The sequence below is a fragment of the Rhizobium indicum genome (genome assembly GCF_005862305.2).
Taxonomy (GTDB): Bacteria; Pseudomonadota; Alphaproteobacteria; order Rhizobiales; family Rhizobiaceae; genus Rhizobium; species Rhizobium indicum.
This window is the reverse complement of the sequence record NZ_CP054021.1, coordinates 542,256-562,496: the sequence shown is the minus strand read 5'-3', so window position 1 is coordinate 562,496 and position 20,241 is coordinate 542,256. Positions and strand designations below refer to the sequence as shown.

17 protein-coding genes and 1 tRNA gene are annotated in these 20,241 nt (G+C 60.7%); 14 read left to right on the top strand and 4 right to left on the bottom strand.

All coding sequences use genetic code 11. The annotated features are described in order from the left end of the window. The first annotated feature begins 111 nt into the window (after positions 1-111). Complete coding sequence (locus FFM53_RS02710) at positions 112-1,269, top strand: pyridoxal phosphate-dependent aminotransferase (protein ID WP_138391092.1); 1,158 nt, start codon at positions 112-114, stop codon at positions 1,267-1,269. A 20-nt stretch (positions 1,270-1,289) separates the two neighbouring features. Here the strand turns inward: FFM53_RS02710 and FFM53_RS02705 are convergent, their stop codons facing one another. Together FFM53_RS02705 and FFM53_RS02700 are read right to left on the bottom strand one after the other, a co-directional pair. Beyond that, positions 1,290-2,630 carry a DUF2778 domain-containing protein gene (locus FFM53_RS02705; protein WP_138391091.1) on the bottom strand — a complete coding sequence of 447 codons (1,341 nt, stop codon included), beginning with the start codon at positions 2,628-2,630 and terminating at the stop codon, positions 1,290-1,292. A 207-nt stretch (positions 2,631-2,837) separates the two neighbouring features. Beyond that, positions 2,838-4,673, bottom strand: coding sequence for a PHA/PHB synthase family protein (locus tag FFM53_RS02700; RefSeq protein ID WP_246413144.1), 1,836 nt, complete (start codon positions 4,671-4,673; stop codon positions 2,838-2,840). 150 nt (positions 4,674-4,823) lie between these two features. On the opposite strand from FFM53_RS02700, the gene FFM53_RS02695 reads away from it, so the two are divergent. The 5 genes from FFM53_RS02695 (at position 4,824) to recJ (ending at position 10,366) form a co-directional block, all read left to right on the top strand. Continuing rightward, the gene (locus FFM53_RS02695) at positions 4,824-5,237 is read left to right on the top strand and encodes a hypothetical protein (RefSeq protein ID WP_138329761.1); all 414 of its coding nucleotides are present in this window, start codon (positions 4,824-4,826) and stop codon (positions 5,235-5,237) included. 222 nt (positions 5,238-5,459) lie between these two features. Next, on the top strand, positions 5,460-6,677 hold the full coding sequence (locus FFM53_RS02690; RefSeq protein ID WP_026160221.1) for an LL-diaminopimelate aminotransferase: 1,218 nt from the start codon (positions 5,460-5,462) through the stop codon (positions 6,675-6,677). Positions 6,678-6,738: 61 nt separating this feature from the next. Next, positions 6,739-8,064 carry a homoserine dehydrogenase gene (locus tag FFM53_RS02685; RefSeq protein ID WP_138391090.1) on the top strand — a complete coding sequence of 442 codons (1,326 nt, stop codon included), beginning with the start codon at positions 6,739-6,741 and terminating at the stop codon, positions 8,062-8,064. A 161-nt stretch (positions 8,065-8,225) separates the two neighbouring features. Continuing rightward, on the top strand, positions 8,226-8,483 hold the full coding sequence (locus FFM53_RS02680) for a hypothetical protein (protein ID WP_138391089.1): 258 nt from the start codon (positions 8,226-8,228) through the stop codon (positions 8,481-8,483). An 80-nt stretch (positions 8,484-8,563) separates the two neighbouring features. Further along, the gene (gene recJ / locus FFM53_RS02675; RefSeq protein ID WP_138391088.1) at positions 8,564-10,366 is read left to right on the top strand and encodes a single-stranded-DNA-specific exonuclease RecJ; all 1,803 of its coding nucleotides are present in this window, start codon (positions 8,564-8,566) and stop codon (positions 10,364-10,366) included. 49 nt (positions 10,367-10,415) lie between these two features. Here recJ and FFM53_RS02670 read toward each other — a convergent pair. Next, positions 10,416-10,490 (bottom strand) — tRNA-Glu (locus FFM53_RS02670). A 357-nt stretch (positions 10,491-10,847) separates the two neighbouring features. On the opposite strand from FFM53_RS02670, the gene FFM53_RS02665 reads away from it, so the two are divergent. From FFM53_RS02665 to FFM53_RS02635, 7 genes are all read left to right on the top strand, one after another. Further along, positions 10,848-12,209, top strand: coding sequence for a CapA family protein (locus FFM53_RS02665; protein ID WP_138389291.1), 1,362 nt, complete (start codon positions 10,848-10,850; stop codon positions 12,207-12,209). 99 nt (positions 12,210-12,308) lie between these two features. After that, positions 12,309-13,322 carry an ABC transporter ATP-binding protein gene (locus FFM53_RS02660; RefSeq protein ID WP_138389290.1) on the top strand — a complete coding sequence of 338 codons (1,014 nt, stop codon included), beginning with the start codon at positions 12,309-12,311 and terminating at the stop codon, positions 13,320-13,322. Further along, on the top strand, positions 13,319-14,263 hold the full coding sequence (locus FFM53_RS02655) for an ABC transporter ATP-binding protein (protein ID WP_138329750.1): 945 nt from the start codon (positions 13,319-13,321) through the stop codon (positions 14,261-14,263). Before FFM53_RS02660 ends, FFM53_RS02655 begins: the two co-directional genes overlap by 4 nt. A 4-nt stretch (positions 14,264-14,267) precedes the next feature. Next, complete coding sequence (locus FFM53_RS02650) at positions 14,268-15,221, top strand: ABC transporter permease (RefSeq protein ID WP_138329748.1); 954 nt, start codon at positions 14,268-14,270, stop codon at positions 15,219-15,221. Further along, positions 15,218-16,168: an ABC transporter permease gene (locus FFM53_RS02645; RefSeq protein WP_138329746.1), complete on the top strand. Its 951-nt coding sequence runs from the start codon at positions 15,218-15,220 to the stop codon at positions 16,166-16,168. The genes FFM53_RS02650 and FFM53_RS02645 overlap by 4 nt, the downstream gene beginning before the upstream one ends. A 33-nt stretch (positions 16,169-16,201) precedes the next feature. After that, complete coding sequence (locus tag FFM53_RS02640; protein WP_138329744.1) at positions 16,202-17,890, top strand: peptide ABC transporter substrate-binding protein; 1,689 nt, start codon at positions 16,202-16,204, stop codon at positions 17,888-17,890. A 50-nt stretch (positions 17,891-17,940) separates the two neighbouring features. Further along, entirely contained in the window at positions 17,941-18,924 is a 984-nt protein-coding gene (locus FFM53_RS02635; protein ID WP_138329743.1) for a D-2-hydroxyacid dehydrogenase family protein, read from the top strand. Positions 18,925-18,993: 69 nt separating this feature from the next. On the opposite strand, the gene FFM53_RS02630 is transcribed toward FFM53_RS02635, so the two are convergent. Beyond that, positions 18,994-19,905, bottom strand: a complete 912-nt coding sequence (locus FFM53_RS02630) for a LysR family transcriptional regulator (protein WP_138389289.1) — start codon at positions 19,903-19,905, stop codon at positions 18,994-18,996. A gap of 118 nt (positions 19,906-20,023) precedes the next feature. Here FFM53_RS02630 and FFM53_RS02625 point away from each other — a divergent pair, with 118 nt between their 5' ends. Continuing rightward, positions 20,024-20,227 (top strand): rubredoxin, encoded by a 204-nt coding sequence (locus FFM53_RS02625; protein ID WP_138389288.1) that lies wholly within the window; start codon positions 20,024-20,026, stop codon positions 20,225-20,227. The last annotated feature ends 14 nt before the right edge of the window (positions 20,228-20,241 follow it).

Sequence of the window (20,241 nt, the reverse complement as noted above, 5' to 3'; positions counted from 1 at the left end):
TCTGCTCAAACCAGAATTTTTCGTCCCCGAGCGGCCCTCGCGGGATTGTGATGAGCCGATTAATGCGGCAATTGTCGGGCCGTGATTGCAGAAGCTAAGCGAGAAACGATCTTGTTTTCCATATCGAAACGCAGCGAAGTCGAGCCTTTTCACGCCATGGACGTCCTGGCGGAGGCGACGAAGCGGCGTGCGGCCGGCCATCCCGTGATCTCGATGGCGGTTGGCCAGCCTTCGCATCCGGCGCCTCTAGCGGCCCTCGAAGCGGCGCGCGCAGCCCTTGCCGAAGGTCGGATCGGTTATACCGATGCGCTGGGGACGGCACGGCTTAAATCGGCGCTCGCCTGGCACTACAAGGATCGCCACGGCCTGGAGATTGATCCCAAGCGCATCGCCATCACCACAGGTTCCTCGGCCGGCTTCAATCTCGCCTTCCTGTCGCTCTTCGATGCCGGCGATGCGGTGGCGATCGCAAGACCCGGTTATCCCGCCTATCGCAATATCCTCGGCGCGCTGGGCCTGAAGGTCCTCGAAGTGCCGGTAACGGCCGAGACCCACTTCACCCTGACGCCGCAAAGCCTCGAAGCGGCGCAGAAGGAAAGCGGCATGAGGCTGAAAGGCGTGCTGCTTGCAAGCCCCGCCAATCCGACTGGCACGGTGACCGGCCGCGAGGGGCTGGAGGCGCTTTCGGATTACTGCGCGGCCCAATCCATCGCTTTCATCTCCGATGAAATCTACCACGGGCTGACCTTCGCCGGCGAGGAGGCGAGTGCGCTGGAGCTGACCGACGAGGCGATCGTCATCAACTCCTTCTCTAAATATTATTGCATGACCGGCTGGCGAATCGGCTGGATGGTGCTTCCCGAGCGCCTGGTTCGGCCGATCGAGCGGGTAGCGCAGAGCCTCTATATTTCCCCGCCCGAGCTTTCCCAGATCGCCGCCACGGCCGCTTTGAGCGCCGGCGCCGAGCTCGATCGTTACAAGGCCAGTTACGCCGCCAACCGCGATTTGCTGATGCAGCGCCTGCCGCAGATCGGGCTTTCGATCGCCTCGCCGATGGACGGGGCTTTCTACGCCTATCTCGACGTCACACGCTTCACCAATGACAGCATGGGCTTTGCCAAACGCATGCTCGCGGAAATCGACGTCGCCGCAACGCCCGGTCTCGACTTCGATCCGCTGGAGGGACATCGAACGCTGCGTCTGTCCTATGCGGGCTCAGAAGCGGAGATCGCCGAGGCGGTGGAGCGAATCGCGGCTTGGCTGAAATAGCGCTCGCGGTTGCTTATTGCTCAGCTGCGCCGCGAAAACAGCGAGGCGAGCGTCGAAGTCGGTTTGTTGTTCAGGCGCGGCACCACCACGAGCTGCTTTATGTCGCCGCGCTTGTAGGCGGCGAGGAAGCGGCGGTAATCCTTGAAGGAGACGCAGCCGTTGGAATCACCGTTCTTGCCGAGCATGTAGGTGTGGGCGAGCAGGCCGACACGGTCATAGATGGCGTCTGAACCCTCGACCGGCGTCAGCCGCAGCGCCTCGACACCGTGGAAAAGGCTCTCGCGCATGGTAAGAACATAGGTGTGCGGCGGCGTCGGTCCGCGCATCTTCTTATTGGCGAAACGCGGTTTGTCGCGCATCTTACCGAGCCCGGAATGGGCCTCGAGCCGCTCGCCGTTCGGCAGATAGACGATGCTGTTTTCGATATCGTAGATCGCCACGCCTGCGCGCAGCTTCGGCGAGAAGGCCGGCCTGTCGTAGCGCGGCACTGCATCGTCCTCGTCATCCTCGATCGGCGAGTTCGGCTGGGCGTAGGCAAGCACAGGCTCGGCTGAGCGCTCAGAACCCTTGGAGGCCGGTGTCGGTTTGCCGATGAGTCCGTCAGGACGCGCCATCGGCAGCGGCACCGAACCTTCGTCCGGCGCCAGCACGAGATCGAAGGGTGGCGCGTCTTCCGCGGCGGCGACAACCACAGGAGCTGGTTCAGATGCGGGAATGGAAGCCGTTTTGAGGGGAGATGCGGTTGGCTCGACCGGAGCCGGCGCGATTTGCCGGGATCCGGCATCGGCAAGAGCAAGCAGGGTCGGGAGTTCGGCTGCAGCGACCGCCTCTTTCGAGGGAACGATGATCCGGTCACCGTCGTCTTCTTCCGTCTCTGCCGAGGCGACCTCGACCGGCGCCGCCGCAATCACATCGTCCTTGCGGAATTTGGCGCTGTCGGAGATCGCCGCCACGACCGGCTGTTCGGCAGCCATGACGAGCCGATTGTTTTTGGCGAGAACCGCAAGCGCCGTCGCAGCGGCGGCGGTCTTTTCGGCATGGGATTGAATGAGGCTCGCCGTCAGCGGGACCTTCGGCTTCGCATCGAAGGCGGCCAGTCGATCGGCCTTGCCGACATGGATCAGCCTCTCATGGCGCGGCGCAGCCGCCACCTTCGGCGCAGCTGCCACCTGTGCCAAGCGATCCGGCGGAGAATAGGGAGCGGCTATCGAGTGCATCGTCGCGAAGGTCGCGATCAGCCATGTGGAGGTCAGAAATCCGGCGCCGACAACACCGTAAAGGAAACCACGAGATCTGCGCCAACGGAAAGCAGATCCGCCAAGAGGGGTGACGTCATCGAACGTCCCGACCGCACACGCCATACTACACTCGTCTTTCAAACTCGCTACGCAGGCCGGCGGCACTGACTGACTACACTTCGCCGGGGCCGGTACAGGCGCAAATGGGCCGAATTTAGACCACCCACGACGTCCGACTGTCTCGCAAGGATGACGAATTATGGTTTCTAATTTGTTTACGCGGCGTTGCAGTTTCTCACGACGTCTCAAAAAGAGATGTGTTGGGCCTTCTCAGGCGCGCTCCATCACATAACTTCCCGGCGCTTCCTCGATCGCGTTCAACGCATCGCCGCCAGGTTTGCGGGCTGGCACGCGTCTGCCCTCATGTGTCTCGATCCAGGCCTGCCAATGCGGCCACCATGATCCCGGCGTCTCCGTCGCCTGCTCGAGCCAGGTCTCGTAGTCTCCCTTGGCGGGGCCGCCCGTCCAGAATTGATACTTCTTCCTGTCGGGCGGATTGACGACGCCGGCGATGTGTCCGGAGCCGGTCACGACGAATTCCACCTTGCCGCCGAAGAACCGGCTGCCGAGGAAGACGGACTTGGCAGGTGCGATGTGATCCTCGCGGGTGGCGAGATTATAGATCGGGATCTTCACGTCCTTCAGCGACACGGACTTGCCGTCGAGGACCATCTCGTTCTGCGTCAGCGCATTCTTGAGATAGCAATTGCGCAGGTAGAAGGCATGGTTTGCCGCTGCCATGCGGGTCGAATCGGCGTTCCAGAACAACAGGTCGAAGGGCAGGGGATCCTGGCCCTTGAGGTAGTTGTTGACGAAATAAGGCCATATGAGCTCGGAGGCGCGCAACATGTTGAAGGCCATCGACATCTTCGTGCCGTCCAGATAGCCGGCCGCCTGCATATGCTCTTCGAGCGATTCAAGCTGCTCCTCGTCGACGAAGACCTTGAGGTCGCCGGCATGGGTGAAGTCGACCTGGGTGGTGAAGAGTGTCGCGGTTTTGATGCGCTTGTTCTTCTCCTTGGCATGCAGCGCCAGTGTCGCGGCAAGCAGCGTGCCGCCGACGCAGTAGCCGACGGCGTTGACGTCCTTCTCGCCGGTCGCCTTCTCGACCGTTGCCAGCGCGAAATCGATGCCCTCGCGGGCATAGGCCGCCCAGTCCTTGTCGGCGTGGCGCGCATCCGGATTGACCCAGGAAATGACGAAGACCGTCTGCCCCTGGTCGACGCACCATTTGATGAAGGATTTTTGCGGGTTGAGGTCGAGAATATAGAACTTGTTGATCCAGGGCGGGCAGATCAGAAGCGGCCGCTTCAGCACGGTTTCGGTCGAAGCCTCGTACTGGATGATCTGGCAGATGTCGTTCTGGGCGATCACCTTGCCTGGCGTCAGTGCCATGTCGCGGCCGACGGCGAATTTCGTCATGTCGGTCTGGCGAAGGCGAAGGTCGCCATGTCCAGCAGCGATATCCTCGGCCAGCATCTTCATCCCCCGCACCAGATTGGCGCCGCTGGTCGCGATCGTCTCGCGGTAGAGCTGCGGATTGGTGGCGATGAAGTTGGTCGGCGAAAGCGCTGCCGTGATCTGCTTCACGTAGAAGCCGGCCTTGTGTTTGGTGTGCTCGTCGAGGCCTTCGGTCTCCGACACCAGCTTTTCCACCCAGTCGGTCGTGACGAAATAGACCTGGCGGAGAAAATCGAAGAACGGATTCTTCTGCCAGTCCTCGTCCGAAAAGCGTTTGTCCTTGCGGGTGTCCGGCTCGGGTGGCGTGGGATCGCCTTGCATGCGCTGCATCGAGCGCATCCAGATGCCGAAGAACGAGGACATCAGCTGCGTCTGTGCCTCGAAGGTGCGGCGCGGATCGGAAATCCAGTATTCGGTGACCTTGGAAAGCGTCTTGACCATGTCGGTCATCGGATCGGCGGCGCTTTCGCTGATCTCGCCGCGTTCGCGCGGCGCAAGCCAGGCAGACGCTGCTTGTCCGAGATTTTCGAGCGCCCGGGCAAAATTCATCGCCATGGCCTCAGGATCCTTCAACAGATAGGGATCGAGATCGGTCGCGTCGAAGCCGGCCTTGCCGCCATTCTCCTGCTTGCTGTCGGTCACCATTTCCTCCGGCGGCAGCACCACTCTTTTTATCCATTCGTTGTACATCGTGATCGAACGAGAAAACAAGTTCCACCCGCGTCGGCTCATGCTATTGCTTTGTGGCTGCGACAAATTTAACAGTCGAAGCAGTCAAAACTGGATTTTTGAGGCATGACGAAGAACGGCATTCGGCGCATCGCAACCTTCAACCGCACCGCACTGATCTGCGCCGCGGCGGCGATGGCCCTTGCCGGATGCAATCTGACGGCGGAACAAAAAGCCGCAGCCGCCGCCAAACGAGCGGCGCCGACCGCCGTCGTCATGCCGGCCACCAAGGGCGAGGCGGCCGAGGGCGGCCTTGCAAAATACCCGGACGGCTATCCGAATTTCGGCGCGCCGCTGACCGCCGCCAATGTCCAGATGAGCGACGAGCAGGCGGCCGAACTGCAGCATCAGCTGACGGCACTTGGCGCCCGGCGCAAGGCCGGCACGATCTCGGAAGCCGAATATCAGGCCAAGGTCGCCGAAATGCGGCGTCTGGCCGCCGAGCACGGCACTGATACGCTCTCGGAAATCTCCAAATAGACCTTGCCTTTCAGGCAATTTGGACGCAAAGCCATTCCGAATGGATCGGAAGATGCAATTTTCCTGATAATGCGCGTTACGCGGCCTTTCCGTCAAAGATTCGCCGCGTCGCTTGGGTCTGATGAATACGGCGTTGCGATTCTGAAGTTCGTGTCGCAGCCGCCGGGAGACGGAACGAACTTCGACTGCGGCCCGAAATGCCGCCTTTCCATGGGGAATGAGATGGAAGAGTTTCACAAAGTCCGGCGTTTGCCGCCTTATGTTTTCGAACAGGTCAACCGTTTGAAGGCAAGCGCGCGAGCGGGCGGCGCCGATATCATCGATCTCGGCATGGGAAACCCCGACCTTCCCACTCCCCAGTCGATCGTCGACAAGCTGTGCGAGGTCGTGCAGGATCCGCGCACGCACCGTTATTCCTCCTCCAAGGGCATTCCGGGCCTGCGCCGCGCCCAGGCCGCCTATTATGCCCGCCGTTTCGGCGTCAAGCTCAACCCGGATACCCAGGTGGTTGCCACCTTGGGCTCCAAGGAAGGCTTCGCCAACATGGCGCAGGCAATCACCGCGCCTGGCGACGTGATCCTCTGCCCGAACCCTACCTATCCGATCCATGCCTTCGGCTTCCTGATGGCGGGCGGCGTGATCCGTTCCATGTCGGTGGAGCCGGATGCGAGCTTCTTCGAGCCGCTCGAGCGTGCCGTCCGGCATTCGATCCCGAAGCCGCTGGCGCTGGTTCTCAATTATCCCTCGAACCCGACGGCCTATGTCGCGACGCTCGATTTCTACAAGGACGTCATCGCCTTTGCGAAAAAGCACGACATCATCGTGCTTTCCGACCTTGCCTATTCGGAAATCTACTTCGACGGCGCCCCGCCGCCGTCGGTTCTCGAAGTGCCGGGCGCGATGGACGTGACCGTCGAGTTCACCTCGATGTCGAAAACCTTCTCCATGCCCGGCTGGCGCATGGGCTTTGCCGTCGGCAACGAGCGGCTGATCGCGGCGCTCACCCGCGTCAAGTCCTATCTCGACTACGGCGCCTTCACGCCGATCCAGGTGGCGGCGACGCATGCGCTGAACGGCGATGGCTCCGACATTGCGGAAGTCCGCAACGTCTATAAGCGCCGTCGCGACGTCATGGTCGAAAGCTTCGGCAAGGCCGGGTTCGACGTGCCGCCGCCGGCTGCGACGATGTTCGCCTGGGCGAAGATCCCGGAAAAGTTCCGTCATCTCGGTTCGCTGGAATTCTCCAAGCTGCTGGTCGAGAAGGCCGACGTCGCCGTTGCCCCGGGCATCGGCTTCGGCGAAATGGGCGACGACTACGTCCGTCTAGCACTTGTCGAGAACGAACACCGCATTCGCCAGGCTGCGCGCAACATCAAGAAGTTCATGTCGACGGCAGACGAGACGATGCACAACGTCATCTCGCTGAACGCACACCGCTAATCCAACCGTTGGGCAGCCGCGTCATGCGGCTGCCGCCACACAGACATTTCAGGATCGATCCATGGCAGATGCCCTCAAAATCGGCATTGCGGGCTTGGGCACCGTTGGCGCCTCGCTTGTCCGCATCATTCAGCAGAAAAGCAACGAGCTTGCCGTTACCTGCGGGCGTCCGATCACCATCACGGCCGTCTCGGCACGTGACAGGGCGAGGGACCGCGGCATCGATCTTTCCACTGTTACCTGGTTCGACCGGCCGGAAGAGCTTGCCGAAAAAGGCGATATCGACGTCTTCGTCGAACTGATGGGCGGCGCCGAAGGGGCTGCCAACGTCTCCGTGCGCGCTGCACTCCAGCGTGGTCTCCATGTGGTGACAGCCAACAAGGCGCTGCTTGCCTATCACGGCGTCGAGCTTGCGACGATCGCCGAGGAGAAGGGGTCGCTGCTGAACTTCGAGGCGGCAGTCGCCGGCGGCATCCCGGTCATCAAGGCGCTGCGTGAATCGCTGACGGGCAATTCCGTCTCGCGCATCTATGGCATCATGAACGGCACCTGCAATTATATCCTGACCAAGATGGAGAAGGAGGGGCTTTCCTTCGCCGAATGCCTGAAGGAAGCGCAGCGGCTGGGTTATGCCGAGGCCGATCCGGCCTTCGATATCGAGGGCAACGACACGGCCCACAAGCTTTCCATCCTGACGACGCTCGCCTTCGGCAATCAGATTGCGGCCGACGACATCTATCTCGAAGGCATCACCAACATTTCGATCGAGGATATCCACGCCGCTGCCGAGCTCGGTTACCGCATCAAGCTCTTGGGCGTTGCCCAGCGCACCGATACCGGCATCGAGCAGCGCGTCCATCCCACAATGGTGCCGGTCGATTCGGTCATCGCCCAGGTCGACGGCGTTACCAATGCAGTGGCGATCGAATCCGACGTGCTCGGCGAACTGCTGATGGTCGGCCCTGGCGCCGGCGGCAGCGCCACGGCCTCGTCGGTGCTTGGCGATATCGCCGATATCGCCAAGAGCCAGCCAGGCGCCCAGCGCGTGCCGGTGCTCGGCCATCCCGCAGCGACGCTGGAGCCCTACCGCAAGGCGCAGATGCAGAGCCACGAGGGTGGCTATTTCATCCGCCTGACCGTGCTCGACCGCACCGGCGTCTTTGCCAGCGTCGCAACCCTCATGGCCGAAAACAACATCTCGCTGGAATCGATCGTCCAGCGCTCCAAGCAGCACCTGGCGCCATCGCACCACCAGACGATCATTCTCGTCACCCATGCGACGACGGAAGACTCGGTGCGCAAGGCGGTCGCCTCGATCAAGTCGGAAGGTTACCTCTTCGGCGAGCCGCAGGTGATTCGCATCGAGCGGCCGAAAGAGGAAGGCTGACCTCTTTTTTTGCCACAATCCGGGATGGCTGACCCGCTCTGTGCACGCACGGCGGGTTTTTTATGCCTGTTTCACCGATCTCACGAAAACTTATATTAACAGATACCGAAACATTGATATAAATAAGCCGGGAGAGGGAGTCGCCGGCTTTGGAGAATTTCGTGAACAAGGACAGCCATGCCGGGAAGGGGTATGGTCGTTCGGAAGAAGAACCTCCCGATCATCCTGATGTGTTTGAGGAAGTTCCCGAAACGGACCATGATGTGGTTCGTTACCAAATCCCCGGGGCCTCCAGCGAGGCCCCTGATGACGACGAAAGCCCTGAAGGTCGCAACTGGGCCATTCTTCTTACCCTGTTTTCCGTCATTCTCGTGCAGATAACCGGCATCGCCCTGATCGTCTGGGCGGTATTCTGGTAAAAATCCGTGTCTGCAAATCCATCGCTATGTTATCTCCGCTGCTCCTGTAGAAAGAGCAGATGAAGTCAGCGGAGTGTGGCATGGCAGATCTCGTCGACCCCGTACAGCGCGCGTTTCTCGGCGTGGAGAAATCCGCGCTCGACAATCGCTGGGTCGCGCGGCTCGATCAGGCAGGGCAGAACCGCGCGCTGGCCATGTCGCAGATCCACGGACTGCCGGATCTGATCGCCCGGGTGCTCGCCGGGCGCGGCGTGACGGTAGACGAGGCGATCGAATTCCTCGACCCGACGATCCGCAGCCTGATGCCCGATCCCCATAGGCTGACCGATTGCGAAAAGGCCGCGACCCGCCTCCTGCGCGCGATCGAGCGCGGCGAGAGCGTCGCTATCTTCGGCGACTACGACGTCGACGGCGCAGCCTCATCGGCACTGATGTTCCGCTTTCTCAGCCATTTCGGCGTCAGGGCGACCATCTATATCCCCGACCGAGTCTTCGAAGGTTACGGCCCCAATCCGGCGGCGATCAATCAGTTGATCGATAACGGCGCTCAGCTGATCGTCACCGTCGATTGCGGCTCCACCAGCCACGAGGCGCTGGCCGCCGCTGCCGCGCGCAATATCGATGTCGTCGTCATCGATCACCACCAGGTTACACATGAGCTGCCGCCCTGCCATGCGCTGGTCAACCCGAACCGCGAGGACGATCTCTCGGGGCAGGGGCATCTTTGCGCGGCTGGCGTCGTCTTCATGGTGCTGGTCGCGACGCTCCGGCTGCTGCGCGCGGCCGGCAATAAGCGCATCCTGGCGATCGACCTGCTGCAATGGCTGGATATCGTGGCTCTTGCGACGGTCTGCGATGTCGTGCCGCTGAAGGGCCTCAACCGCGCCTATGTCGTGAAGGGCCTGGTCGCTGCCCGCCACCAGAGCAATGCCGGACTGGCAGCACTGTTCCGCAAGGCGGGGCTCGCCGGCCCGGTGACACCCTATCATTTCGGCTTCCTGATCGGCCCGCGCATCAATGCCGGCGGGCGGATCGGCGACGCGGCACTCGGAAGCCGGCTGCTGACGCTCGACGACGCCGGCGAGGCGGATGTGATCGCGCAGCGCCTCGACGAGCTCAATCGCGAACGCCAGGCGATGGAGGCGATCATGCTGCAGGAGGCCGAAGCCGAGGCACTTGCCGAATATGGCGACGGCGAGGGCGCCTCCGTCATCGTCACCGCCCATGAGAAATGGCATCCCGGTATCGTCGGGCTGATCGCGGCGCGGCTGAAGGAGAAGTTCAAACGGCCTGCCTTTGCGATCGCCTTCGATCCCTCCGGCCGCGGCACCGGCTCGGGCCGCTCGATCAACGGCTTCGATATGGGCAGGATGGTCCGGGCTGCGGTCGACGAGGGTCTGCTCGTCAAGGGCGGCGGCCACGCCATGGCCGCGGGCCTGACGGTCGAGCGCACCGATCTCGGCAGGCTGAGGACCTTCTTCACCGAGAAGGCCGAGAGGACAGTGGCCAGCCTCGTCGCCAACGAGACGCTGAAGATCGACGGCGCGATCGGCGCAAGCGGCGCCACCCTCGAACTCATCGACCGCCTGGAGGCCGCCGGCCCCTATGGCTCTGGCCACGCACAGCCGCTCTTTGCCGTACCGGCGCATAGGGTGCGAGACGCCCGCCTGGTCGGTGAGAAACATGTGAAGGTGACGCTGGAGGCCATGGACGGATCGCGGCTCGACGGCATCGCCTTTCGCGCCGCCGATACGCCGCTTGGCAATCTTCTCATCAATTCACGCGGTGCCAGCCTGCATGTCGCCGGTTCGCTCGGTGCCGACCACTACCAGGGCGCACGCCGCATCCAGTTGCGCGTCTGCGATGCTGCGCCGGCGAAATAGAGTAGTCGCGCAAAAGCGCTGACGATGGGACGTGCCAAGGGAGAGAAAGTGGTACGCCCTAGGGGAGTCGAACCCCTCTTCCCAGAATGAAAATCTGGTGTCCTAACCGATAGACGAAGGGCGCTTCCTTCGTGGTGGCGCCCTTATAGTCAGCGCCTTCGAAGGCCGCAAGCGCCAAGGCGCGAAAAAATCATCGTTTTCGCCGATTTATTTCGGCTGTGGAAAATCACGGTACCGCTTACTGCCGACGCGCAGCACAGGCTGGTCAACGACGTGTATCGATGCACCGAGAGATATGCCGAAACGGCATTTCTGAAAGGCAATCGACGAAACTAGTGATAGCTGCCCGGAGTGCTATGTTCGATATGCGACGGGAGTGAGAAATGTCGCTTTGGGAGATTTTCAAGCTCACGAATATGAGAACGGCAGTCGGACGAACGCAGGCTCTCTGTGCCGGCGTCTCGTCGGCTCAGGAGGTTTTATGGTGTCGACACGGAACTGGAAAGTGGCGTTGGCGGGCGAGTGCATGGTGTGTCGCCCATTTGCCATGCACGACGAGCCTCAATTTACCGAGGTTTGGGACGTCCTTAAGGACGCCGATGTCACTTACGGTCATTTGGAAATGAATTTCGCCGACTACGACGAGCTCAAGTGGCCGGCCCGCGGCCAAGGCATCGGAAGTTTCATGATGGCGGATCCCGAGATTGCCAAGGATCTCAAGTGGGCCGGCTTTGATATCATGTCCACCGCGCACAATCACAGTTTCGATTTCGGAGCCGAAGGCCTGATCGCGACCAAGAAGCACATGAAGGCCGCGGGCATCGTCACAGCCGGCACCGGCGCGGATCTCGAGCTCGCCAGCGAGCCGGGCTACGTCGACAAGAAAAACGGACGTGTCGCACTCGTCTCGACAAGTTCCGGCAATCAACATTTCATGTGGGCGGGCATGCCGAAGGGCGCGCTACGCGGCCGCCCTGGCGTCAATCCCCAACGCCTCACCTTTGAATTCATGGTGGACGAAGAGACCGCCAGGAATCTCAAGGACTTTGGCGAGAAGTTCAATTTCATGAAGAAGCCGAAGCATGGCCGCGAGGGGTCTTTCGGCGTTCAAATTCCCGGCGCCCAGCAATGGGGCGATCCCGAATCCTTCTTCGTGGGCGACCGCTGCGAAGTCATCAGCCGATGCCACAAACGCGACCTCGAACGCAACCTTCGTTCCGTCCACGAGGCGCGCTCCATGGCAGACCTGGTGATCGTGGCGCATCATTTCAGCGTCTCGGATGGTCCGCGGGGCGATACGCCGCCTGGCTTCGTCAAGGAGTTCGCTCACGCCGTCATCGACGGCGGCGCCGATATCTACATCGGCCACGGCTGGCATCGGACATTGGGCATCGAGATCTACAATGGCAGACCGATATTCTACGGCATCGGTAACTTCTTTGCTCAATCGGAGTTCATCCAGCGCGTCCCTTATGACAGCTACGATGCCTGGGGACATGACGTCGACCGTCTCGCAATGCTGACGCCCGCCGCCCATCCACTTCATCCCGGCCTTGATACGCCCACCGACACCTGGTGGAGTTCCGCCGTCATCAAGCTCGATATGGAGGGGGAGAGGCTGAAACGCATTCTGCTCCATCCGGTCGAAATGGGGCGCGACACCTCGCCTGATGTCAAACAGACCCGGCGCACCGGCAAGGGCGACCATCACAATACCGAAGGGCGGCCGATGGTTGCCAAGGGAGAGGATGCCGTGCGCATCATCGATCGCTATCGTCGCTTGTCTGAACCGTTCGGAACGAAGATCGAAATCAGAAGTGGCGTCGGCGTTATCGAGCTGTAACGAGAATACGCCTGCTGCGGTGGAGGCCGCGGTAGGCAACACATGCGAATAGAAGAACTGTGCCTGTTAGCGGCCAGACATTCGAAAGGGAGGTGACGAATGCTGCATGTCAACGGCGCTGTCGTTGGTGACGGAGCTGCGTCGACCGCCGAAAGCTCCACGCCCTTGCTGGACGTCCAGGATCTGAACGTCTCCTTTCCAGGTCCGCAAGGCGCTGTCCAGATGGTGCGAGGTCTGAGCTACAGCATCGCGCGCGGCAAAACCTTGGGAATCGTCGGCGAAAGTGGCTGCGGTAAGACGATGACGTCGCTTGCTCTTCTCGGGCTTGTTGCCGGCGGCGGCAGGGTCGACGGCACCATCGATTTCAATGGCCGGGATCTGGCAAAGTTTACGCAGCGCCAATGGCAGCAGGTCCGCGGCCGCGAGATCGCGATGATCTTTCAGGAGCCGATGACTGCCATGAACCCGGTGATGCCGGTCGGACGGCAGATCGCCGAGGTTCTCGTCAAGCATGAGAAGCTCCGCAAGGTCGCAGCGCATGGCCGCGCGGTCGATCTGCTTGCGCAGGTCGGAATCCCGTCGCCGGCTCGGCGCGCGGAGGACTATCCGCATCAGCTCTCTGGCGGCATGCGCCAGCGTGCGATGATCGCGATGGCGCTGGCCTGTCGTCCGCAGTTGCTGATCGCCGACGAGCCGACGACCGCGCTCGACGTCACGATCCAGGCGCAGATACTCGATCTTATGTTGACGCTGCAGGACGACGCCCAGATGTCGATCCAGTTCATCAGCCACAATCTCGCTGTCATATCGGAGATCGCCGACTCCATCATGGTGATGTATGCCGGCACGGCCGTTGAATATGCGCCCGCCGACGAGCTCTTCGCCAATCCGCTTCATCCCTACACCCAGGGACTGATTCAGACGCTTCCGGATCCCGACAAGCGGGTAGAGCGTCTCTACGTCATTCCTGGGCGCGTCACGTCCGATATAACGACGGGTTGCCGTTTTGCCAGGCGCTGTCCCTTTGCAGACGACGGCTGCCGACAGATCGAGCCTGATCTTCTCGAAGTCGCTCCCGGCCATAAGGTCGCCTGCCGCAAGGTTAAGCCATGACCGAACTCCTGAATCTCGAGCATATCAACGTCGATATTCCAATCGGTGGCGGTTTTCTAAAACCAGCGGTCTGGCTGCAAGCGGTCAATGACGTATCGCTGAGCGTCTTGAAGGGTGAAACACTCGCGCTTGTCGGCGAAAGCGGCAGCGGCAAGTCGACGCTTGGATATGTCGTGGCCGGATTGCGCAAGCAGACCGCCGGGACCGTGACGTTCAACAGCGCCAGGCCGGGCGGCGAAGGACACACACCGGTGCAAGTCATCTTCCAGGACCCGTTTTCCGCGCTCGATCCGCGGATGGTGGTCGGAGAGATCGTTGCAGAGCCGCTGAGGCTGAAGGGCGTCCCGGCCGACAAGCGGCAAGCCAGGGCAGTCGACGTCTTAGGACAGGTCGGCCTGCCGCCGGAAGCGGCGCGTCGCTATCCTCATCAGTTCTCCGGCGGCCAGCGCCAAAGGATTGCGATTGCGCGTGCCCTGATCGCCGAACCGGAAATGATCGTCGCCGACGAGCCGCTTTCCGCCCTTGATGTCTCGATCCAGAGCCAGGTGCTCAACCTGCTCGATGACATCAAGAAGCAGCATGGCATCAGCTATCTGTTCATCAGCCACGATCTCGGCGTCGTGCGGCACCTCGCGGACCGTGTCGCCGTTCTCTATCTCGGGCGGTTGATGGAGGTGGCGGCCTCGGAGGATCTCTTCCAGACACCCAGCCACCCCTATACCCAAGCCCTGCTGGCGGCCGTTCCACGCATCGGCCGGGGACGACGAAAGAAAGAACAGATCCTTCGGGGCGAGATCCCTTCGCCCTTGGCCCCACCCTCCGGCTGCGTGTTTCATACCCGTTGTCCAAAGGCGCAGGACATCTGCAAGAGCCAAAGACCTGCGCTTCTGCCCGCACCTGGCCGGCCCACGCAACTTTCCGCCTGTCATTTCAAGGATTGAGCCGATGTTGAGATATACGATTTCACGTCTCCTCCAGGCAGTCCTCGTCACTCTTGTGATGTCGCTTCTGCTGTTCGTCCTGATCGGGCTCATGCCTGGCGACCCTGTCGAGACCATGCTGGAGGGTAATCCATCGCTGACGCCGGAGACGATGGCGCAGATGCGGGCGCTCTACGGAATGGATCAGCCGCTTTTTGCCCGCTATGGTCACTGGCTTTACCAGGCGCTTCATGGCGATCTCGGCTATTCCAGCGTCTATTTCAAGCCGGTCCTGGACGTCCTCTGGCCAGCCGTGATTCAGACCGCGAAGCTTCTCGTCGCGACCGAAATCATCAGTATCCCGCTTGCGATGCTTCTCGGTGCGCTGGCTGCCCGCAAGCCGGGCGGATGGACGGACAACGTCATCAGTCTTATCGCCTTCGCCAGCATTTCGTTGCCCGGGTTCTGGACCTCGCTCATTCTGATCATCGTATTCTCAGTCAAGCTCGGCTGGCTTCCGGCGAGCGGCACGCCCTTGATGAGCGACGCTCCGGTCGGCGAACAGATCGTCCATATGATCCTGCCGGTGGTCGTCCTGACATTCTTCCATGTCGGCCCGCTGGTGCGATATGTGAGAGCATCGATGATCGAGACGCTCAATTCGGACTTTGTCCGGACAGCGCGGGCCAAGGGTCTTTCGGAAACGGCTGTCGTCATGCGTCACGCGCTCCGCAACGCTCTGATCCCGATGGTGACGGTGCTTGCCCTCGGCTTCGGCTCGCTATTCTCAGGGGCGCTCGTCGTGGAGACGATCTTCGGCATGCTGGGTATGGGCAAAGTCATCTACGACGCGATCAGCAACATCGACTTCAATCTGGCGCTCGTCGGCCTTCTGCTGGCGACCATCGTCACCCTGTTTTCAAGCCTTCTTGCCGACCTCGCCTATGCGTGGCTTGACCCGAGGATTACCCTGAAATGAGCATCGTCACCGCAGATACGGCGCCAGCGGGCGCCAGCTCGAATTCGGTCTGGAGCAAGCGCTGGCAGCGCTTCCGGGACAACAAGCTCGCGATGATCTCGCTGGTTTTCGTGGTCCTTCTCATGCTTTCCTGCGCCATGGCCGGGCCCATCGCCTATTTGACGGGAATAGACGCCAACGCCACCAATCTCCTGCGCCGGTTCAAGCCGCCGTCAGCGCAGCACTGGCTCGGCACCGACGACCTTGGCCGCGACGTACTGCTGCGGCTCCTCTATGGCGGCCAGGTATCCATTGCCGTCGGTCTGCTCGCCACCTTCATTACCGGGATCATCGGCATCGGGATCGGCGTCACTGCGGGCTACATCGGCGGCAGGTTCGACAACGTGCTCATGCGGATGACGGATTGCATCATCGCTCTGCCGCTCATCCCGGTGCTGATCGTCCTGGGCGCCGTCGATCTGACGAAACTCGGCCTCAGCCAGGCTGCGGCGACGTCGCCTGCCGCCGTCTTCTTGAGGATCGTCATCATCATCGCTCTCGTCGACTGGACGACGATCGCCAGAATAGCCAGGGCCGGCACCATCACGTTACGCGATGTCGATTACATCAGGGCAGCAAGTGTCAGCGGAGCCAAGGGTCGATATAACATTTTCGTCCACATTTTGCCGAACATCGCCACACCTCTGATCGTCGCGATGACCTTGTCGGTCGGCCGCATCATCCTGTTCGAATCGACGCTGAGCTTCCTTGGCTTTGGCATCGTTCCGCCAACGCCGACATGGGGGAACATGCTGACCAATGCGCAGCAGCTCATCATCTCGGCCCCGATGCTTGCCGTCTATCCCGGCCTGCTGATCTTCACCACCGTAATGGCGGTCAATTTCGTCGGCGATGGCGTTCGCTCGGCCTTCGATCCTCGCTCGGAGACGAGCAAGGGATCGCACTGAAGAAAACAAAAACAAAGTCTGATGGAGGATAAAATGACATCTGCCGGGAAGAGACTAAAATCGTTCGTCACCGTGGCACTCGCCACGGCTGCGCTGACCTCGCTGTCGAGTGCCAGCGCTATGGCTCAGGCAAAGGATCAACTGGTCGTCGGACAGTTGCAGTTCCTGACGAATTTTCATCCGCTGGTTCAAGTCAACAATACCAAGCGCCTCGTCATCAACTATTCCCTCCGACCGATAACGGCATTCGACGAGAACGTCGTCAATCACTGTATCCTTTGCGAAACGCTGCCGACCATCGACAACGGTCTTGCCAAGATCGTCGATCTTCCCGATGGCAAGAAGGGAATGAAGGTCACGTTCAAGCTCAGGGAGGGGCTTGCCTGGGGAGACGGCGTGCCGGTTACCTCGAAGGATATCGAGTTCACCTGGAAAATGGCGCGCGATCCCAAGATCGGCTTCTCCAACTACAATTCCTGGACGCGGGCATCTGCGCTGGAGATCGTCGACGAGCGAACCGTCGTGCTGACGATCCCGCAGATCATTTCGAGCTATAATTCCTGGGACCAGGTCATTCCGGAGCACCTGGAAGGTCCGGTCTATGCGGCCAATCCAACGCTCGACACCTATGTCAAGCAATCGCTCTACAATCTGCAGCCGACCAATCCCGGCCTGTGGAACGGCTCGTTCCTGCTCAGCGACTATCAGATCGGAACACGCATCGTGTTCACGCCCAATCCGAAGTGGCCGGGAGATAAGCCCCATCTGCAGCGGATAATCCTGAGCTATCGCGACAATTCGTCTTCGTTGCTTCAGAATCTGCTCGCTGGATCGGTCGATGCGGTCCCTGTCAGCCCCGGCGGAATCAGCTTCTCGCAGATGCTCGATCTCAAGAACCAGCAGCCTGACAAGTTCACCTACCATCTTGCCTACGGAACGAACGTCGAGCGCATCGCTGTCAATTTCGACAATCCGATCCTCAAGGATAAGGCGGTGCGCCAGGCCATCCTCTACGCAATCGACCGCCAGGCGATAAGCGACGAACTGTTCGGAGGGCTGCAGCCCGTCGCCAACGGCATCCTGAGCAGCGAGAATGCCTATTACAACAAGGATATGACGCTCTACTCATATGACGCTGAGAAGTCTAAAGAGCTGCTCGAAAGCGCTGGTTGGAAACCGGGCAGTGACGGCATCTGTGTCAATGACAAAGGCGAGCGTCTTTCGCTCGAGCTTGTCTCCACTGCGGGCAATCAGACCAGAGAGCAGATTGCTCAGGTCATCCAGAGCCAGTTGAAGGATGTCTGCATCGAGATCACCAACAACTTCGTGCCCCTGCAGGAATTCAATGGCGAGATGGCGCGCAAGCGGAAGTTCAAAGCTCTGATGATGTCCTCGATCGACTTTTCTCCATCCGTTTCGCCGCGGATCGCGCTCGGATCCGACGCCATTCCGGGTCCAAAAAACAATGGCGTCGGCAACAATTTCTCAGCCTATGCAAATCCGGAGATGGACAAGGCCATATCCGAGCTCGAGGCGGCGCTCGATCCTGAGACGGCAAAGCAGAAATGGGCGGCGGTCCAGAAAATCTTTGCCGACGATCTGCCGATGTTGCCGCTCTATTTCTACCCGCGCGCCTACGTCACCGTCACCGGCCTTACGAACTTCCGGCAGGGAACGCTCGACCCGTTGCAGATCTGGTCGGAGGAATGGCAGCGGCAATGAGCAGGGCCGTTTAAGCCAGACTATCCGAAGATCATTTGCGTGGGATATCTATGAAACCGAACATCGCCATTCTTGACGATTATCTGGGTATTTCTCAGGAGGTCGCCGATTGGGGAGGTTTGAAATCCCGCGCCAATGTCGTCGTCTTCGACCGTCCGCTGGCGCTGCCGGATGAGGCCGCGCGCGAACTCGCTGGATTCGACATAATCTGCACTCTCCGTGAGAGGATGCCGATTCCAGGGGAGTTGATCAATCGGCTGCCGCGCCTGAAGTACATCGTCGTGACCGGCAAGCGCTACGATACGGTGGACATCGCGACAGCCGCGAGCCGCGGCGTCCTCGTCTCGAACACTCCCGTCAGCGGGGCTGGCGCCGGCGGCGTTGCCGAACTCGTCTGGGGTCTGATCTTGTCGGCAACGAGACATATCGCTTCGGAAGATCGCAGCATGCGCCGCGGAGGCTGGCAGACCCAGGCGGGAACGACGGTAGGAGGCAAGGTGCTCGGCATTCTTGGCCTCGGCAGCCTCGGCAGAAGGGTCGCGGAGATCGGCAAGGTATTCGGCATGGAGCTCCAGGCCTGGAGCCAGAACATGACGGCGGAGCAGGCGGAGGCAGCCGGTGCGCGTCTGGTATCGAAGCAAGAGCTCTTTGCCACCAGCGACGTCGTCACGATCCATCTGGCGTTGAGCGACCGAACGCGAGGCATCGTCGGCGCGACCGATCTGCAGGCGATGAAAAAGACCGCCTACATCATCAATACCGCCCGCGGCGCCATCGTTGACGAGCCCGCGCTTATTGCCGCGTTGCGCTCAAGATCGATTGCGGGAGCGGGGCTGGACGTCTACGAAAAAGAGCCGCTGCCGGTCGACCATCCATTCCGCAGCCTGTCGAACGTCGTGATCACCCCGCACCTTGGATATTTCACCAGGGACATGTTGGGTACCTACTACGGAGACGCCGTCCGCCTCATCGAAGCATTTTTGGATGGGCGCCCTGAGCGTGTCGTCAATATGGGCCTGGATACCGGATGCTGACGTTCTGCCGCTCTTGCCGAGAATAGCGCCTCCGCGGTTTCACCCGGAAGAGCATTCCAGGGAGCGCCTTCAGGTCGGCTTGCCTCCCAGGAGATCCATGCTGAGGTCGCGCAATATACGAAAAGCCGCTTCGTGCAGCCTGTTCGACAATCGGCGAGCGGGCTGCACCAGTTGGACGGAGAGGATCAATTCGGGTCCGACGATTTTGCGCAGTTCCAATCCATGCCGCGCGTCCGGACCCTTGGATGCCAGCGTGCGGATCGACGCCACCGTGAAGCCGTAGCCGTCCCTCACAAGATCGAACATCGTATCGAGAGGGTCCAATTCAAAGACGATATTGAGCTTCTGGCCGAGCCGTGCGAGTTCGGAATCGAGCAGGACCCTCGTGCTGTTGGGCCTGCAGGCGATGACCATTGGCACGTCGGCAATTGATTCCAGATGTACCGGCTTGTCATCTTTGAACGCGCCTTCGCGGCCAATGAGATAGAGGTTCTCCTCGACAAGGTCGTGGATTTCCAACATCGGGGACGATGGAGCGTCGTACATGATCGCCATGTCGAGGCGGCCGGACAGGATCCATTCCTGAAGCTGGTTTGATCGTCCGTGGACGAGCATCACCTGAGCATCCGACAATTCCTCTCTCAGCTTGCGTATGAGCGCGGTCGCGATTGCAGTCGAGATCGTAGCAGGTAAACCTATTCCGACCTTCCCGGATTTCCCTGTTCGAGAATTCTCGATGTCCTCGTAGGTGCGCTCGATTTGCCGAAGAATGCCACGCGCATTGTCGAGCAGACGTTCGCCGGCCTCGGTGAGCTCGACGCCTCGTCCATTGCGAAGCAGGAGCCGTTCCTTCAACTCCGCCTCCAGGTTTCGGACCTGTCGGCTCAGTGCGGGCTGGGCGATGTGCAGGAAAGCCGATGCGCGGCTGAAGCTTCCGAGTTCCGCCACGCGGACGAAATAAGCGAGTTGGCGGATGTCCATGTCGTCTTCTCCCTGAGATATGCCGAAATGCTATGACTGATAGTATGGCAGAACATCTGGAGATACCAAGATCCTTGAGGTAGCCTCGCTCAAATTCGAGTTTGTGGGAGGAAAAACAATGGTTCCGTCCGCGGAGGTCGCCGCCCGGAGCGGCTTCAAGGTGTGGCAGTGCGTCCTGTGCGCGTATGTCTACGACGAGGCGCTTGGAGATGCCGATGGCGGCGTCCCGCCGGGCACCCGCTGGGAAGATGTGCCCGACGATTGGGTTTGCCCGGAGTGCGGCGCTCGAAAAAGCGAGTTCGACATGGTGGTCGTCGGATGACAGCGATCGGATCG

Coding starts and splice junctions, on each gene's coding strand:
- FFM53_RS02705 (WP_138391091.1), bottom strand. CDS start 2,630: ATGGCGTGTGCGGTCGGGACGTTCGATGACGTCACCCCTCTTGGCGGA.
- FFM53_RS02700 (WP_246413144.1), bottom strand. CDS start 4,673: ATGGTGACCGACAGCAAGCAGGAGAATGGCGGCAAGGCCGGCTTCGAC.
- FFM53_RS02695 (WP_138329761.1), top strand. CDS start 4,824: ATGACGAAGAACGGCATTCGGCGCATCGCAACCTTCAACCGCACCGCA.
- FFM53_RS02690 (WP_026160221.1), top strand. CDS start 5,460: ATGGAAGAGTTTCACAAAGTCCGGCGTTTGCCGCCTTATGTTTTCGAA.
- FFM53_RS02685 (WP_138391090.1), top strand. CDS start 6,739: ATGGCAGATGCCCTCAAAATCGGCATTGCGGGCTTGGGCACCGTTGGC.
- recJ (WP_138391088.1), top strand. CDS start 8,564: ATGGCAGATCTCGTCGACCCCGTACAGCGCGCGTTTCTCGGCGTGGAG.
- FFM53_RS02665 (WP_138389291.1), top strand. CDS start 10,848: ATGGTGTCGACACGGAACTGGAAAGTGGCGTTGGCGGGCGAGTGCATG.
- FFM53_RS02660 (WP_138389290.1), top strand. CDS start 12,309: ATGCTGCATGTCAACGGCGCTGTCGTTGGTGACGGAGCTGCGTCGACC.
- FFM53_RS02655 (WP_138329750.1), top strand. CDS start 13,319: ATGACCGAACTCCTGAATCTCGAGCATATCAACGTCGATATTCCAATC.
- FFM53_RS02650 (WP_138329748.1), top strand. CDS start 14,268: ATGTTGAGATATACGATTTCACGTCTCCTCCAGGCAGTCCTCGTCACT.
- FFM53_RS02645 (WP_138329746.1), top strand. CDS start 15,218: ATGAGCATCGTCACCGCAGATACGGCGCCAGCGGGCGCCAGCTCGAAT.
- FFM53_RS02640 (WP_138329744.1), top strand. CDS start 16,202: ATGACATCTGCCGGGAAGAGACTAAAATCGTTCGTCACCGTGGCACTC.
- FFM53_RS02635 (WP_138329743.1), top strand. CDS start 17,941: ATGAAACCGAACATCGCCATTCTTGACGATTATCTGGGTATTTCTCAG.
- FFM53_RS02630 (WP_138389289.1), bottom strand. CDS start 19,905: ATGGACATCCGCCAACTCGCTTATTTCGTCCGCGTGGCGGAACTCGGA.
- FFM53_RS02625 (WP_138389288.1), top strand. CDS start 20,024: ATGGTTCCGTCCGCGGAGGTCGCCGCCCGGAGCGGCTTCAAGGTGTGG.